General features: G+C 37.3%; 10 protein-coding genes and 1 riboswitch. Of the genes, 6 read left to right on the forward strand and 4 right to left on the reverse strand.

The features are described from left to right. Positions 1-65: 65 nt before the first annotated feature. A complete protein-coding gene (locus tag MKY80_RS01095) occupies positions 66-1,991 on the forward strand; it encodes an AraC family transcriptional regulator (protein WP_089986922.1) in 1,926 nt (641 codons plus the stop codon). Between the two features lie 98 nt (positions 1,992-2,089). Here the strand turns inward: MKY80_RS01095 and MKY80_RS01100 are convergent, their stop codons facing one another. Then, complete coding sequence (locus MKY80_RS01100) at positions 2,090-3,382, reverse strand: hypothetical protein (RefSeq protein WP_089986923.1); 1,293 nt, start codon at positions 3,380-3,382, stop codon at positions 2,090-2,092. Positions 3,383-3,864: 482 nt separating this feature from the next. Between MKY80_RS01100 and MKY80_RS01105 the strand changes: the two genes are divergently transcribed. Beyond that, positions 3,865-5,019, forward strand: coding sequence for a response regulator (locus tag MKY80_RS01105; protein WP_089986924.1), 1,155 nt, complete (start codon positions 3,865-3,867; stop codon positions 5,017-5,019). 206 nt (positions 5,020-5,225) lie between these two features. Here the strand turns inward: MKY80_RS01105 and MKY80_RS01110 are convergent, their stop codons facing one another. Then, complete coding sequence (locus MKY80_RS01110) at positions 5,226-6,872, reverse strand: S-layer protein (protein WP_253734949.1); 1,647 nt, start codon at positions 6,870-6,872, stop codon at positions 5,226-5,228. Between the two features lie 254 nt (positions 6,873-7,126). Here MKY80_RS01110 and MKY80_RS01115 point away from each other — a divergent pair, with 254 nt between their 5' ends. The 3 genes from MKY80_RS01115 (at position 7,127) to thiC (ending at position 12,592) form a co-directional block, all read left to right on the forward strand. Further along, positions 7,127-9,229, forward strand: coding sequence for a methyl-accepting chemotaxis protein (locus MKY80_RS01115; RefSeq protein ID WP_089986926.1), 2,103 nt, complete (start codon positions 7,127-7,129; stop codon positions 9,227-9,229). 328 nt (positions 9,230-9,557) lie between these two features. Then, complete coding sequence (locus MKY80_RS01120) at positions 9,558-10,487, forward strand: AEC family transporter (RefSeq protein WP_089986927.1); 930 nt, start codon at positions 9,558-9,560, stop codon at positions 10,485-10,487. Between the two features lie 66 nt (positions 10,488-10,553). Further along, a riboswitch (TPP riboswitch) is annotated at positions 10,554-10,668 on the forward strand. 145 nt (positions 10,669-10,813) lie between these two features. Continuing rightward, the gene (gene thiC / locus MKY80_RS01125) at positions 10,814-12,592 is read left to right on the forward strand and encodes a phosphomethylpyrimidine synthase ThiC (RefSeq protein ID WP_107922583.1); all 1,779 of its coding nucleotides are present in this window, start codon (positions 10,814-10,816) and stop codon (positions 12,590-12,592) included. A gap of 201 nt (positions 12,593-12,793) precedes the next feature. Here the strand turns inward: thiC and MKY80_RS01130 are convergent, their stop codons facing one another. Both MKY80_RS01130 and MKY80_RS01135 read right to left on the reverse strand, forming a co-directional pair. After that, positions 12,794-14,299 carry a catalase gene (locus MKY80_RS01130; RefSeq protein WP_239355356.1) on the reverse strand — a complete coding sequence of 502 codons (1,506 nt, stop codon included), beginning with the start codon at positions 14,297-14,299 and terminating at the stop codon, positions 12,794-12,796. 307 nt (positions 14,300-14,606) lie between these two features. Then, positions 14,607-16,061 carry a response regulator transcription factor gene (locus MKY80_RS01135; RefSeq protein ID WP_107922581.1) on the reverse strand — a complete coding sequence of 485 codons (1,455 nt, stop codon included), beginning with the start codon at positions 16,059-16,061 and terminating at the stop codon, positions 14,607-14,609. A gap of 276 nt (positions 16,062-16,337) precedes the next feature. Between MKY80_RS01135 and hutH the strand changes: the two genes are divergently transcribed. Then, on the forward strand, positions 16,338-17,852 hold the full coding sequence (gene hutH, locus MKY80_RS01140; RefSeq protein WP_107922580.1) for a histidine ammonia-lyase: 1,515 nt from the start codon (positions 16,338-16,340) through the stop codon (positions 17,850-17,852). The last annotated feature ends 103 nt before the right edge of the window (positions 17,853-17,955 follow it).

Raw genomic sequence — 17,955 nt, forward strand, 5'->3', positions numbered from 1 at the left:
ATAATTGAGAACTATTATCAATTATAATAAACTTGGAGTAGCTGAATGGAAAGGAATGATAAAGAATGCTACCTGATGAGGAGTTTCTATTTCTTTGGAATCATGCCACGACAAAAATACTAGATATACGTTATGAGCTATTCAAACCTGAGGAAATTGGTAAATTGTATAAATTACCTGCTAATATGTTTCTTTATGCTACAGGAGGTAGTGCAGATATCTATATAGACTTAAACAAATATACACTAGAGGGCTTTCATCTTATCCACAGTGGGAAGGGCTCTACTCTGCAAATCATGGCTAAAGATAAAGGGTTTGAATACTATATGGTATTCTATCGAGCCTTTATTCCTTTAACTTCTAATAAAAGGGTAGTAGCGGCCATGTATAGAAATAATCCTTTCAAATATCAATACGGTTTTGTACCAAGCTCACCTGTTACTATGTTCGAAAAAACACATCAAATGTATAGTAAATGGAGAAATGCCGGTAATCTAGATAAATTTACAGTTAAATCACTATTTTATCAATTTTTAAATGAAATTTTTATACAGTTAGATCAAGAGAGTCTCGACATCCCAAAGTTGAATGTCTCTTATCAAATTCAAGCATACATAGAAGAAAACTTCGCAAAACCATTGACGTTAGACACAATTGCCAAGGCATTACGTTATAGTCCATCACATTTATCTATTCAATTCAAGCAACAGATAGGCTGTAGTCCTATTGAGTATTTAATTCAGCTAAGAATCGGAAAGGCGTCCACTTTGCTTGTGGAGACAGATGCTAGCTTACGTGATATAGCTATGAGCGTCGGCTATCATGATGTTTATTATTTTAGTAGACTATTCAAAAAAAGAGTAGGGATCTCACCCATAAAGTTTCGTCAAAAAGAACAAATAGATCGTCTAGTAAAAGATAGTCCTTCAATGTCTGAAAGATACTCCATTGTCGATTGGAACTTCCAAGATTATATTGAGAATGGTTATCAATATAAAGGGAGGAAGTATGAATCAATGAATAAAAGAGGAGTATCAACTATTGCAACACTTTTTCTATGCTTAACACTTTTATTAAGCGCTTGTAGCAACGGAACATCTACGAATACGGGGGGCGAGGGAAATAAGACCTCTGTTGCACAAACAGCAATTAAATCACAAACAAAGGTTGTATCCACTATTAAAGGGGACGTTGAAATACCCGTTAATCCTGAGCGAGTAGTTGTGATGTATTATACTGGTGACGTCCTAGCATTTGGTGTAACACCTGTGGGTTCTTCTAAGATACAGGAGGGCGCTGCATTTGAGGAGGAATTAAAAACAGTCGAAAGTTTAGGTGAATGGTTTGAGCCGAATGTTGAGGCAGTGATTCAATTAAAGCCGGATGTCATCATTATTCCAAAGAATGAAGAACTATATGGCCAGATGAAAAAAATAGCTCCAACTATTGTGATAGATGACGCCACAACATCTTTAGATCAACGTTTAGAAAAAATTGGTGAAGTGCTGGGGAAAGAGAAAGAAGCAAAAGATCTTTTGACTAATTTTTATACAAAAGTAGAAGACAGTAAAGAACAGCTAAAAGCGGTGGGTGTATTAGATAAAACAGTTAGTATTATGGAAGGCGGCAAAGGGAAAATGTCAGTTGTAACAAGTTATACCTTTGGACGTGGTTCTCAAGCATTGTATGAATATTTAGGAATGCGTGCGCCAGAAATTATTCAACAGAAAATAGATGATAAGAATAATACTCAGGAGGCGATAGATGTATCCTTAGAAGTATTAACGGAGTATGCAGGAGATTATGTTTTTCGTTCATCGTATGAAGGGATGGTAGATTTAACTGACCATCCAGTTTGGTCCGCTATTCCAGCTGTTAAAGAAGGCAGACTTGTGGAAATTGATTTTGGTTTTTGTTACTACAATGATATATATTCATTAACTAAACAGCTTGATTTCATTGTAAATCGTCTATTAGCTACAGTAAATTAAATAAATGGTGCCTCATAAATGGACAACAGGTTAAGGGGGCGCTTTAAGAAAGCACTAAAGAAACCTTTGAAATGGGTATCTTTAGTGCTTTAAAATGTTTAATTTCTAATGATTTGGAATGTCCCAGGTGTCATTGTTGGGATAATATGACGGTTTCCACTAACGATATAGTCGGCTGGTACTTGCTTGCCAAAGTCATTTAAGTGGTTGATCGATGAGTTTGCTGATAAACCTTCAATAATAATCTCCATGTTCGCATCGAATGTAACTTGCTTTTTATTTAATGTAGCCTGAAGAGTAATGCGATCTCCCCTTTTTGTTACTTGAATGTCGATTACACCTTCATCTTCATTGATTAATGTATAAAGTGGCGGAATGATAATTGTTATTTTATCCTTTGTTGTTAAAATAAAGCGTTCTGTATCAATCTCGGAATCAGAAACATTTATTTTGGCTTTATAAATATTCTTGCTTTTCGTCATAGCCGTTGTTTTACCTGGTATAGCTACCATATCTGATAGTACAGGTGTTTTAGGGACGTTCCCTTTTGAAGGGAGTGTATATTTCCCTTGGACAAAATCAACCAAAGTCCAAACATTTGGCACGAGTTGCTGCTGTACAGGTGTTAGAGCTTCAAAAGCCGTCTTTACTTCTTGTACATCCTGCGGAGTAGAGGTTTTTGGTGATAGAGCTGCAATGGCACTTTCTACAGCCTTAGCAGCAGCCTTATCCTTCAATACAAGTTGTTCAGCGTCAAGTAGAAGTTGTTCAACCCCAGTAGGTAAAGAAACATATGAAAACCTACGTAAGGCATATAGCTCTGCTCGAGCATCAGCTACATCTTTATGGAAAGTTGGACGAGATGAATTAATTAGTTGAATTTTATTTACTACTTTATCAACTGATGTATTAGGCGCAATATATGATGTTAATATTTTTTGCGCGGCTGCACTTACAAAAGTTTTTTGTGCTGCATTTAAGGTATTATACCAATCTCTTGTTTCCATGACATTTTGATAATAATTAACAGCTGTAGATTCTACTGAATATAACTTTTCCTCAATTTGTGCTGCCAGTTTACGGTAAGAAATCCTTGTCTGTTGATGTGCTGACAATGTGGAATAGTTTGTTACATACTGTTTTTCCAGCTCTGTTAGTGCATTGTAGGCCTTAAGTGCTGCCTCCAAATTTACTTGGAAGGTAGAGGTTGTGTAGTTAATATTGTTAATCAATTGTATAACATTTGACACGTTAGAATTGTAGTAAGAAGTGCTGTATATGTATGCCACGCTTGGTTGTCCAGTCACATTAGCAGCAGATGCTGGTGCACTATAAAGGAGCGATGGGACCGCCACTAAAGACAGCAGAGCTAATTTTTTTTTATTTTTCATACTATGAGATGCCTCCTAATTATATTATTCGAAACGGAAATCTATCCAATATATGGGGTTGTATCAATTTTATCATAGCCTGGGATTTTTTTATGCATTTTTTGGCCGAATAGGTAGATTGGTTATGTGTTTTTAGTGAGAGTATATAACTTCAGTACCTATTTAAACGGCATCAAAAAAGAATTGTTTTGTTGTGGGACAAGTACTACCGGATAATAATGGGCTGTAATGACCGAAAATCATCTGACAGAGAGAATATAAAAATGAGCGGTTAGGCCAGTTTATTTTAATTTTTTTATGGTAAATAATAGAAGTTGTTAATAGTTAAAATATGGTTTTTTAGGAGGCGTGCTCTTTTTTATCCTATATCAGTAGATGTCTACAAATTGGATTATTTATCCTTCAAAAGTAATGCTATCTCTCAATTTTTTAGAAAAATAAACGATAATAAGTAAAGGAGTAGTTTTTAAGGAGGAGTAATAATGAGAATCGTGCTAGTAGATGATGAATATTTATCAATAACGAGATTAAAAACCTTGCTTGAAGAAAGTAAGGTTCCAGGGATAGAAGTAGTTGGAGAATACACCGATTCTCTAAAAGCGATGGATGAGATACAGAGTATACAACCAAGTGTTGTATTTTTAGATATAGTCATGCCGGATATGGATGGTTTAGCACTGGGGGAGAAAATTCAAGAATTATTGCCAGATGTAGAGATTGTTTTTACAACAGGGTTCGATCAATATGCTTTAGATGCCTTTAATTTACATGCTGTTGATTATTTATTGAAACCCATACAAATTTCACGTTTAGAAAAGACATTGGATCGTCTTGAACAGATCAATAATAAACACAAAAAAAGTTCAATGAACTCTACAATTATTAATCTATTTGGCGGGCTCCATGTCGTATCGCCAGACGGCCAAACACAAATTTTAAAATGGCGAACATCCAAAGCGAAAGAGTTATTTGCTTACTTACTTAATCACCGTGATGAAATTATATATCGTGATACCATTTTAGAGTTATTTTGGCCAGAGTCTGATAGAGATAAAGCATCGAAACAACTTTATACGGCCATTTATACAATACGTCAAACATTAAAAAACTATGGGCTGGAAGGTGTGCAAATTTCAAGTCCATTGCTCAATTCAGGCTATAAACTTTTGTTGGAACAAACTGTTGTAGATGTAGAACAATGGCTGTCTAGCTTGAAAGCTTTACCTTCACTAGAAAAGTCAACCGTGGATCAGCATGAACAAGTATTCCAAATGTATACTGGTGATTATTTAGGCGATTGTGATTATCTATGGGCAGAAAGTGAGAAAGAGCGTTTAAGGCGACTATGGTTACATCATGCCCATCAGCTTAGTGAATTTTATATAACAAATGAAAACTATTCAGCTGCTATTAAGGTACAGGAAACAGTTCAAGCTCTTTTTGCAGGTGAAGAGGAAAACTATTTCATCCTGATGAAACTTTACGATTTACTGAATAATGTAGCGGCTGTTGAGGAGCAATACTTACTGTTAAAAAAAGCGCTTCAGGAGCATTTGGCGGTGGAACCAAGTGAGGAAATTGAGAATTGGTATAAAAGATGGAAGCAGACCAATGCGCTAACGCACATGAATGTTTAACTATATAGAATAATGATTATAAAAAGGACTCTTGCAGTTTGCAGAGTCCCTAGATTGAAAAAAAAGCCATTGAGAAGTTAACGCAAGCTCGATGATATAGTTGTTCCTAGTTTTCGTCCTAACAGGTTTATGAAACTCATTGATCAAACGTTATATTCATTGATTTGTTTTGTCAGCATCATTGTTTTATTTCAAGCTGAAAGAATTTAATCTTTCCCTTTTTTATACTGGCCTTTATAGGTTGAAATAGCGGTGTTTAAATAATTAATGACATATGAGACTTCGTAGTCAGAGAAATAATTATTAGATAAAAACGTTTCAGCGTATGATACGGCCGAGTCGAAAATGTACCATTCCATATACGTTGTCCAATTGGTATTAGATGATAAACCTGATCCATCCTCTGAAACAGTCACATACATCCCTTTTGCCTGATTAACAAGCGTTTGTAAGCTGTATTTATTACCATAATAATAATTATTATTATACTTATAAGCACTCTTATAAGTCCAAATAGCATTGTTTAAGTTATTGATAGCACTCGTAATATCAGTTTGAGTAGCGTAATAATTATTAACAACTGCTTGAGCAGCTGAAACTGCGGAATCTATAGCGTTCCTCTCAGCTTGCGTTGTCCATGGATTATTATGGTAAACATCTGAGCCCCACGAAACCGTTACATACTGAATTGAATTGATTAAAGATTGAAGAGTAGCTTTATCGCTATTGCCGTAGCCATAGCCATATTTTAAGCCGTACTTTTGAGCAGTTTGATAGACGGATAAAGCATTTCTGTATTGTGTAATAGCATTCTTTACTTGTTCTTGTGAGGCGCTATTGTTGTTTGCTACAGCTTTGGCGCTGGCCACAGCAGAATCAAAAATATTACGATCAACCTGCATTGTCCATTTGTCAGTTGTTAAAATATCGTATCCATTTATAGAAACCTGTACGTAAGGGGGGGATGCTAGTAGCGTAGTTAGCTCTTTTTTATCAATAACAGGTAGGGTAACGGATACGCTTTTATTGTCTACTTGTACTTTACCCACCTGGTGTCCAGAATTTAATGCTACTTTTGTTCCGCCTTTGACAATGATTTGTTCAATTTTGCCCTCGCCGAAAAGGTTGAAGTTTTCCTCTACATTGATCGTTAGCTTTTCCACATTTGCCTTCAACTCAAAAGTAGGAACTTTACCTCCTATATCAATTTTAGAAAGCGCTTGGTCAGAAGATATATTCACCTTCGTACGTGCTACATTGATAGTAGATGATTTCATATCTCTTAGCGTAACATACAGCCAGTCATTCTTCTTTATAATTAGTGGTTTTAGTGTAATCGTATCGCTCACAGAAACGTCATCAAGTGTAATAGCTTTTTTTACTCTGTTTGTAATGATTAGCTGACCATCAATCGTAATGTCTTGTATGTTTACATAATCTGCGTTCACAGTAACATCACCAGAAACATGAGCGTCACCCCCATCAAAATATACTGATTTTTTACTCGTACCAGCTTTATTTAATGTTAATGATGTCACATCAATAATTTGCTTGTTTTTTACGACAATGGTGGCCGATGCATTCGTTAATGCTGTTTTGTTTGAATGATCAAAAAGGGGCTTTAAATCATTGTGGATTCTAAATGTACCGTTTGTTGTAATGACCGTATCATTTGTAATGTTTTTAATCGTTACGGCATTGCCGACCACTTTTTTTGTTGCTGCAACTTGAAACTGTGCTTCATATAAGCTTGATTGATTTAGGGAAGAAGAGGCTTGTGCAGTAGCCACTGGTAATACTAGTGTCGCTGTCATAGCCGTGGCTATTAATGTTGATAGCGCTTTATTTGTCATGCAAGTCACTCCAATCATTTTATCTAATAGATAATATAGCATATTTTACTATAATTTAGTATTTTAAGTGTATGTTTTACTAATTGTTGCAACTTGAATGAGTCATAAGTACTTTGAAATATATAAGAAAAATCTATTAATATGCCTGTATTTTTATCTATAATTATGTAAATTTCTACTTTATTCGCTAAATATTTTATTGAGATACGACCTTCCATCCATTATGATTATTTATAAAAGTGGGGGTGTTTGTGATGAAGAAATCAAGAGGAATTGCATTGAAACTATCTTCCCTAATAATAGGATTGTTTCTAGTATTATTTTTATCCTATACAGTGACAACGGGGATGATTATAAAAAAGCAAAGTGTTAAAGATGCAGAGTATGGAACATTGCAAACGGCTGAATCATCAGCGGCTATTATGAGCGAGCGCTTTAAAAAAGCCAATACAACATTACAAACAACGAAACGGATCGTTGAAAGTATGGAGAAGAATAAGACGCTATCTACCAAAGGTGTTTTAGACATCATGGAAAATAATTTAGCCAATAATGATGATTTATTAGGGGTAGGAGCTATCTTTGAACAGAATTCTCTTATTGTAAACCCAAATGATGAGGCTACATTGGTAGATTCCAAAAAACGTTTTGGACCATACTTAAGTAAAAATGGTAATGAAATAACGACCACTCTTATTGAAGGTGTAGATGATAAAAATGTATCCCAATGGTACTGGGTGCCAAAAGAAGAGGGACGGACCGTTTTAACGGAGCCCTATGACTATAGTGTAAACGGTCAAACCGTACTAATGACCACAATTTCTGTACCATTAGTCAATGCTTCAGGGAAGTTTTTTGGTGTATTGACGGCGGATGTATCGATTGATTATTTAAATGAGCTGACAAAGTCTGTTGCTCCGGAAGGCGGCTATGCGGCAATTATTACAAATAACGGTGTACTAACAGCTAACAGCTTCGGTAAAGAGCTGGATGGGCAAAATATGCAAGACGACCCTGCTTGGACAAGCATAAGTAAGACAATGGAAAACGGCGAGCTAACAAGTATGTACATAGAGTCTAATGAACTAAAGGATCAAGCTTATAATGTGTTTGCTCCAATGATTTTAGAGGACATTGACGAAACTTGGACCGTTCAAATCGTATTAGCTGAATCAAAAATTTTAGAAACATATAACCATGTATTTATATATACGATTATAGCATCCATTATAATGGTAGCCTTGATGACTGCTGCAAGTGTACTATTTATTTACAAACAGTTAAAGCCGCTCAAGTTTTTACGTGCTTCAATTGAAACAGCAGCAGCAGGTGATTTAACACAAAAGGTAGAGGATAAATATATTAAACTAGATGAAATTGGGGCAGTCGCATTGGCCTATAATAATATGTTGGATAAAACTAATAGTGCTATTAAAGCGGTGTTAAACTCCACGACTCTATTGAACCAATCTTCTAACCAGGTACATGAGGCGTTTAATGAAATCGTGTCCTCTAGTCAAGAGGTATCAGTAGCCATTAATGAAATTGCACAGGGTGCATCGAAGCAATCAGAGGATACTGAAGAAACGAACTATCGTATGATGGATTTATCGGATCAAATAGACGCTATTACTGCGCTTTCGAATGAAATGGACGATTTATCCAACAAGACAAATGTGACAACAGAAAAAGGCATGCAAGAGGTTCTAAGTTTACATGAACATAATATAGAGACGAATGAGATGAACAGCCGTATTCAGCAGCAAATGGAATCGCTAGCTTCTAATATTGCCAATATTAATCAAATTATTGCCTCCATTCAAAGCATTACGGAGCAAACTAATCTATTAGCTTTAAATGCAAGTATTGAGGCTGCACGAGCTGGTGAGCATGGAAAAGGTTTTGCTGTCGTGGCGGAAGAAGTAAGAAAGTTGGCAGAGCAATCAAAAACTGAAACAGAAATTATTAAAAGCACGGTAGAAAGTATTTTAGAAAATTCTCAGCAAACAGTTGCAGTCATTGCATCAAATGCAGACTTAATGCAATCTCAAAATGAGTCCGTACAAAGCACGCAATTGGCCTTTAAAGATAATAGTGATTTGTCACGTGCAATTGCAACTTCTATTAGTGAACTAATGACACAGTTGTCTACTATGTTAGAGCATAAAAATCAAGCGATTATGTCCATTCAAAGTATATCGGCTATATCAGAGGAAACAGCGGCCTCTGCTGAGCAAGTAAGTGCCTCTGCAATGGACCAACAAGCAGAATTGCAAAAAGTGGCAGAGTCTATGCAAAATATGAATGATATCTCTAATGAACTGCAAGAGGTAGTTAATCTATTTAAGCTTGCGTAAAGAAAAAGGCTACCTAAAATCTAAAGGTAGCTCAGACTGTTGATAAAAGGAATCGAGAAGTTCATGCTCGATTCCTTTTTCATTTTTACTTCATGAAAAATAATTCTTTGCTGCCTAATCATACATGGCCCTAAATGAATGAGTTTTGGTAATTCTTACATTGTGTACATTGTTCTCGTTCATTGATTTGATTTTTTGAATCTTTTCAACCATAGGAACAAGGCGCGCCCCGTCCGTAGTGGAAATCAACGGTTTTAATTATGAAAGTAAGTGTCATTGACCAAGTGCATGATCGACACTACTATTAAAAGGGAGGGGGGACATCAATATGGTGTATCTTGGAATGATTTTCTTTCAAATTGTCGCACCTATTTTAGTATTACTTGTACTAGGTGCTATTCTACAAAAGAAATTTCGCTTTAATTTAAAAGCATTATCACAGCTTATTACATATTGTTTTATGCCAGCCGCTGTATTTATTAATTTATATGAGACGAATATAAAGCTGTCTGTTCTAGGAGAAGTCGGATTGTTTGTTGTACTTTTTATCGGTAGTCAAATGCTGCTTAGTCACTTTTTAGCGAAAGGGCTTGGCCTCGCCAAAACTGAGGCGGCTGTTTTTAAAAATAGTGTAGTACTCATTAACTCTGGGAACTATGGGATTCCGGTAGCTCAAATGATTTTTGCCACTCAACCTATTGGTGTAGCCATCCAGGTTATACTCGTTATCTTTCAAAACATGACAACGTATACGTATGGTTTATATAATTTAATTTCCTCTACTAAATCGGGCATGACGATTTTTAAGGACTTTATAAAAATGCCTATTATTCACGCTTTAATAATCGGTGTGGCCATGAATTATTTTGATATTGGCATTCCGCAGTTTATTAAAATACCAATAGACCATGTAGCAGATGGTTTTATTGCCGTTGCATTAATCACGCTAGGCGCCCAATTGTCTCAGATGGAGATCAAAACGATGTTTAATAAAACAGTATTCGTCAGCTGCTTCACGCGATTATTTATCGGACCAGCCGTGGCTTTAGTCATTATCTATGCGCTGGGTTTAGATGGGGTTGTGGCACAATCATTATTTATAGCAAGTGCTTTTCCCACATCCCGCAACAGTTCAAGTCTAGCATTAGAGTATGATGTAGAGTCGTCAACAGCTGCACAAACCGTTTTATTCTCAACCATTGTGAGTTGTATAACGGTCACGATTGTGATTTATATTGCGGATGTATTGTTTACCTAATAGAAAATATTTAAATGATAACTTCCATCTCTTAGCAATATCTGCTACACTAGCATCAAACTGAATAGTATTAACTAGGGGGGTCTGATGAGTCAGGCTGAGAGGGAAACGCATAGAGGTTTCTTGACCCTTTGGACCTGATCTGGCTCATACCAGCGTGGGAAAGTTAAGAAGCTATTGCCTATTACGTGCAATCAATAGACCCTTTACATTCATGGCCGGATCCAATTATTATTTTGGATTCGGCCTTTATTTATTTTATTTGATTGTTGGGTGAGCTAGATTCGGTCCTTGCCTAAAATATATTTAAGGGAGAGAAGTAGCTCATGTCAGCAATTAGTGAAAAGAACATTACGATTATGTCTAACTTTGAAGGAAGTAAAAAGGTTTATGTGGAAGGATCTCGTCCAGATATATTAGTACCAATGCGTGAAATTGCATTAAGTCCGACGACTGGTAGCTTTGGAGATGAAGAAAATGCCCCGATTCGAGTGTATGATACGAGTGGACCATATACAGATCCTTCCTTTCGTGTGGATATTACAAAAGGCTTACCTGCTTTAAGAAGTCCTTGGATACAAGAGCGAGGGGATGTTGAGGAATACGGAGGACGTACGATTAAACCTGAGGATAATGGTTTTCGTCGTGCTGATGATCCACGTATCCATGAAAATGTCTTTCCGGAATTGGTGAGAAAGCCTTTACGTGCAAAGAAGGGTAGAAATGTCACACAGCTTCATTATGCTAGAAAGGGAATTATTACACCTGAGATGGAATTTGTAGCGATACGCGAAAATATGGACCCAGATTTCGTACGTTCAGAGATTGCAGCAGGCCGAGCTATTATGCCTTCCAATATTAATCATCCAGAGGCAGAGCCAATGATTATCGGTCGTAATTTCCATGTGAAAATTAATGCGAACATTGGAAATTCAGCCGTATCATCCTCGATTGCAGAGGAGGTCGAAAAAATGACATGGGCTACACGCTGGGGCGCTGATAATATTATGGATCTATCAACTGGCAAGCATATTCATACAACGAGAGAATGGATTATTCGAAATGCTGCAGTACCCGTTGGGACAGTACCAATTTATCAGGCATTAGAAAAAGTGAATGGTGTGGCTGAGGATTTAACGTGGGAGGTGTACCGTGATACGCTTATTGAACAAGCGGAGCAAGGGGTAGATTATTTCACTATTCATGCAGGTGTCCTTTTACGTTATGTCCCTCTTACCGCAAACCGTGTAACGGGTATTGTGTCTCGGGGTGGGTCCATTATGGCGCAGTGGTGCTTATACCATCATCAAGAGAACTTCCTCTATACTCATTTTGAGGAAATATGCGAAATTATGAAAGCTTATGATGTAGCCTTCTCATTAGGAGATGGCTTACGCCCAGGGTCAATCGCGGATGCTAACGATGAAGCACAATTCGCGGAGCTGGAAACATTAGGCGAATTAACGCAAATCGCATGGAAGCATGATGTTCAAGTAATGGTGGAAGGGCCAGGTCATGTTCCAATGCATTTGATTAAAGAAAATATGGACAAGCAATTAGAGGTTTGTAAGGAAGCTCCCTTCTATACATTAGGTCCATTGACAACAGATATTGCGCCAGGTTATGACCATATTACATCTGCTATTGGAGCGGCGATGATTGGTTGGTTTGGAACTGCTATGCTCTGCTACGTGACACCGAAGGAACATTTAGGTTTACCTAATAGGGAGGATGTTCGAGTAGGGGTTATTACTTATAAAATTGCTGCACATGCTGCAGATTTAGCAAAGGGTCACCCAGGTGCACAGCAACGGGATGATGCACTGTCAAAAGCGCGTTTTGAGTTCCGCTGGCGCGATCAATTTAACCTTTCTCTTGATCCAGAGCGTGCAGTAGAATATCATGATGAAACATTGCCAGCAGAAGGAGCCAAAACGGCTCATTTTTGTTCAATGTGCGGGCCTAAATTTTGTAGCATGAGAATTTCCCAGGATATTCGTAATTATGCTAAAGAAAAGGATTTAAATACAACAGAAGCCATCCATGAAGGTATGAGGGAAAAGTCAGCGGAGTTTAAAAAGGCAGGTAGTCAAATCTATCAATAATAATAGTGCGAGGCTTGTGTTTATTTACTAGACACAAGCCTTTTTTTTATGTTGGTTTCACAACTTAATAGGGGAGATGAATATATGCATTTGCAAATAGAAGTGAACGCTTGAACCTAGACGAATACAAAAAAGCTCCACGTGAATTATACATTCACATGGAGTAAAAGTTGGATTTGGATATCAATAATAAGTGGAATATTAAACGTTTGTTGGTTGTTTTACGTATGGATTTGTAAGATCCATACCTTCTAATGAAAGACCCATTGCTTTTGCAACACCTTCACCATATGCTGGATCAGCTAAATAGCAGTGAAGAATGTGACGGCGTTTGATGAATTCCTCAACAGAAGCCATATCATTAGCCGTATTTTCAAATAGACGTTGTTGTTCTTTCGCAGTCATTAGGCGGAAAAGTTTACCTGGTTGCTCGAAGTAATTACTATCGTCTTCACGGAAATCATGAATTCCTGCATGACCATCGATGTGTAACTCAGGCTCTTTATGGTCTAAATTATGTTCCCATTCACCATAGCTATTTGGTTCATAGCCTAGTGTTGATCCAAGGTTGCCGTCAAAACGCATAGAGCCATCTCGGTGGAAAGTACGGAATGGACATTTTGGTGCGTTAACAGGAAGCATATAGTGGTTTACACCTAAACGGTAGCGTTGTGCATCCGCATAGGCAAAGATACGACCTTGTAACATTTTATCTGGTGAGAAGCTAATACCAGGGACGATGTTAGATGGTGCAAAGGCAGCTTGTTCCACTTCTGCAAAGTAGTTGTCCGGGTTTTTATTTAACTCAAACTCACCTACAGGAATTAATGGGAAATCTTTTTTATACCATACTTTTGTTAAATCGAATGGGTTGTATGGTAGCTCACGAGCTTGCTCCTCTGTCATAACCTGAATATACATTTTCCATTTAGGGAAATCGCCTTTTTCGATGGCTTCATATAAATCACGTTGTGAAGATTCACGGTCTTGACCGATTACCTCAGTTGCTTCATCACCTGTTAAATTTTTAATGCCTTGTTCTGTACGGAAGTGGAATTTAACCCAAACACGCTCATTATCAGCATTGATAAAGCTATATGTGTGAGAACCAAATCCGTGCATATTACGGTAACCAGTTGGAATACCACGGTCGGACATTACAATTGTAACTTGGTGAAGTGCTTCTGGTAATAGAGTCCAGAAATCCCAGTTAGAATTAGCGTTTTTCATATTTGTACGTGGATCACGTTTGACCACGTGGTTTAAATCTGTAAAGTGTAGTGGATCACGGAAGAAAAATACTGGTGTATTGTTTCCTACTAAATCCCAGTTGCCTTCTTCAGTATAGAACTTAAGGGCAAAGCCGCGGATATCGCGCTCAGCATCTGCTGCACCACGCTCACCAGCAACTGTGGAGAATCGTGCGAACATATCAGTTTTCTGGCCCACTTCTGAGAAGATTTTAGCTTTTGTATATTGAGTTATATCGTGCGTTACAGTAAAAGTACCAAATGCACCTGAACCTTTCGCATGCATACGACGTTCAGGGATTACTTCACGATTGAAGTTTGCTAATTTTTCAACTAGCCATACATCTTGAAGTAATAGAGGGCCGCGTGGACCTGCTGACATAGAGTCATGGTTACTTACTACTGGAGCACCACCTGCTGTTGTAAAACGACGGCTACGATCATTTGCGTTTGTCATATTAGTTACCTCCTGAAAATAATGTAAGTCAAACTCTTCGTCTATAACTATAACAAATATAAAATAGAATTGCTAGTACATTATAATAATTATCGTTAAAGAATTTTTATAGTAAGATATAAAATATAAATATATGCACCGAAGAGCCTATTTATGCTTAATCCTCGTCCTAAATTTCTTGTTAAATAAACTATATATAAACAGTATTTATACTGTAAAAGAAAAGAAGTAAAAGAATTAACACCCATAACACAAGCCTTTATTGAAAATGAAAATAACTAATTGAAAATTATATGCAACATTCTTTTTAGTTTTTTCGGTATCGATGGGGAGTCATACCGATTTGTTGTTTAAATATTTTAATAAAATAATTTGGATCATCAAAACCGTTTAAATGAGCAATCTCACTAATTGAAAAATCTGTTTCTACTAGCATCTTACTAGCGTTTTGAATTCTAACTTGCTGTATATAGCGCTTAAATGGCAAGCCCTGTTTCTTCGAAAAAATCGTACTTAAATAATTGGGGCTGATGCCAAGCTTACGGGCGACAAAGGGAAGAGACAAGGAACTATCTTTAAATTGCTGATCAATAATTTCTAAAGCGAGCTCAACATAATCGGCTCTTTTCTCCATGCGGGCTTCACGGGCTAGCTCTATTAATCTCTGTGTGAAAGAAATAATGCCATTGAGAATCGTATAAAAAATAGGATGCTCAATAATTAAATGGAATAGCTGGCGGTAGTTTTGTTCAATGACTGCTTTTTCGTGTAGTTTATATTTCAACATAAAGCGCCGAATTTGTGCTAACACACTTGTTAGATGGATGCGTAGGTCATCCTGCTCGTAATAGATGCCTTCATTAGAAAGTCGATATAAAAATGTTTTTACGGCTTCGAGATTACCCTCCTCCAGGCTACTTATTAATAATTGTTGTTCCTCTGGTGTTAGTAATGGATCAAAGGGGTGTATTTCAAATTGTTTACTTGCGTAAAAAATATGCCCGAATCCTTCGTAAAAACTTTGATGAAGTGTACGCTTTGTTAATGTATACATATTTTTAATGCTTGTAGTCGGTCCATCATATATCCCGATATTTAAAGAACTATTGCTAAACAAACGCCATTCCTTCATAAGAGTACGTACATCCTTCTCTACCAGCTTTATGTCTTGCGTTTGAAAAAGGCAGACGATTCTATTCGATAAAGGATAGGTTTTCATATGGAAGTGAATAGATGTTTGTTGAAGCCAATTGTAAAGCTTGTTATAGGTTTCAGTGTGCTCAGGTTCAATTATTGTAAAGTAAATGCCAGTTTCAATAGAGTTTGATTTCGTATCCAAAAATAAATGATTATAAAATGATTCATTTGCAGCCTCCTGGGCATAATCTGTATTTTGTGGTGAGCGCAAGGAAATGCCTGTCAGTTTTTGCTTTAATACTTCTAAATCAATGGGCTTTACAAACAGATGAGCTACCTGTAAATCAATGGCTTTCAATGCGTTTTTAAATAAGGGTTCTGTTGTTACGGCTAAAATAGCACCTGCAAGTTTTTGTAGATCTCGATAAAGAGAAGTTAAGCGATTATTAGGGATCATGTCGATATTTAACAGTATGGCATCCGGTTCAAATTGACGGATGTATTGAGGTACATCTGAAATAGTCGTGCACATGTCAATGAGAACATCGCCTGGAAAATAGGTATGTAAAAACCACTTAATGCCTGCTAGTTCAGTGGGGTCTCGATCGATTAATAACAGCTTCATAACATCTAACCTCGCTTATAATATTCTAGTTTCATATAAAAATACGATTATATTATTAAAAATAACATAGGAATCTGAAAAAAATCATGTTTTCTCTTTTAAAATTCTCTATATTCTGAAAAAGGTAGTTAGTACAATGGAAATAGAGTAATTAACCATCATTCAGCAGGACACTCATTTACAATGTAAACGCTTAAAGTAGTTGAATGCGGATGTTTTAGTGATTACGTTAAAATGAATTTTACATAAGCCATAAAGGGAATAGGGGGATGTCATGTGAAGTCGATCATCGAGCTTGATGGCAATACATTAACAAGACAACAAATTGAGGAAATCGCTAAAGGGCATGCAACAGTTGCACTTGCTACAGATAGTATAGAACGTATTCGTTTAAGTAGGGAACGGATCGAAAAGCGCTTAGCGGAGGGACAAACGATTTATGGTGTGAATACAGGTTTTGGCAAACTAAGCAATATAAAAATTGAGGAAGACGATATTGAGCTATTGCAACTGAACTTATTACGATCGGATGCAACAGGTGTGGGCCATCCGTTTCCTACTGATGTTGTACGTGCCATGATGGTTTTACGTGCAAATGCCTTAGCTCGTGGATTTTCAGGTATTCGTGAGGAAACGGTACAGCTTTTATTAGATTTTATTAATAAAGGCGTACACCCAATTGTCCCGTCACAAGGTTCGGTTGGAGCAAGTGGAGATTTAGCGCCATTATCACATTTAGCTTTAGTCCTAGTGGGAGAAGGTAAGGCTGAGTTTAATGGAGAAGTGATGAGTGGTAGTGAGGCGTTACAGCAAGCGGGGTTATCACCTGTTCGACTACAAGCTAAAGAGGGGCTGGCACTTGTAAACGGTACACAGGCTATGACAGGAATCGGTGTCTTAACCGTTAATGAGGCTGAAAGAATTGGGCTTGCGGCGGATATGGCTGCTAGTTTAACACTAGAAGCATTGAAGGGAATCACATCTGCGTTTGACCCAGCCCTTTTAGCGGTAAGGCCACATCCTGAGTTAGAGCTTGTTGGCGGTCGTATTCGTAAGTGGCTTGAGGGAAGTAAGCGAGTGACAAAGCAAGGAGAAATTCGTATGCAGGATGCATATTCACTGCGCTGTATTCCACAAGTGCACGGTGCTTCCTGGCAGTCTTTCTTTTACGCGGAGAACCGAGTACAAACTGAAATGAACGCCACGACCGATAATCCGATTGTTTTAGAAAACGGTGAAGTACTATCGGGTGGCCATTTTCATGGTCAACCAATTGCTTTAGCGATGGACTTTTTAAAAATTGGGGTAAGTGAATGGGCTAATATTTCAGAACGCCGTACAGAGCGAATGGTGAATCCTCAATTAAATGAAGGGTTACCACCATTTTTAGCGACAAACCCCGGGATTGAGTGCGGTCTGATGATTGCTCAATATACAGCAGCATCCATTGTCTCAGAAAATAAAGTGTTGGCTCATCCTTCTAGTGTAGATTCAATTCCTACATCAGGGAATCAGGAAGACCATGTAAGTATGGGGACAACTTCTGCTCGTCAAGTACGTCAGATTGTCCGAAATGCTGCCCTAGTTATAGCGATAGAAATGATTTGTGCATCACAGGCTATTTATTTAGATAAAGCGGAGGAACAATTATCACCAACCACACGAAAGTATTTAGAGAAAGTTCGTGAGTTTTGTCCACCGCTATTAGCAGATCAGCCGATCGGTGATGAAATTGAGGCGTTGGCGGAGTATTTATTAACTAGTGATGCTCTAGTAAAGGAATATATGTAAAGTTGCTTAAAAGATTTTAAGTTGGAAGAGCTGAGGCGAGACTTGGTTTTCTAAGTCGCCTCTGCTTTATAAGGGATTATTCGTTTTGATGTCTGAATATTCA

The organism is Lysinibacillus sp. FSL R5-0849, assembly GCF_038595075.1.
In the GTDB taxonomy this organism is placed as follows: Bacteria; Bacillota; Bacilli; order Bacillales_A; family Planococcaceae; genus Lysinibacillus; species Lysinibacillus fusiformis.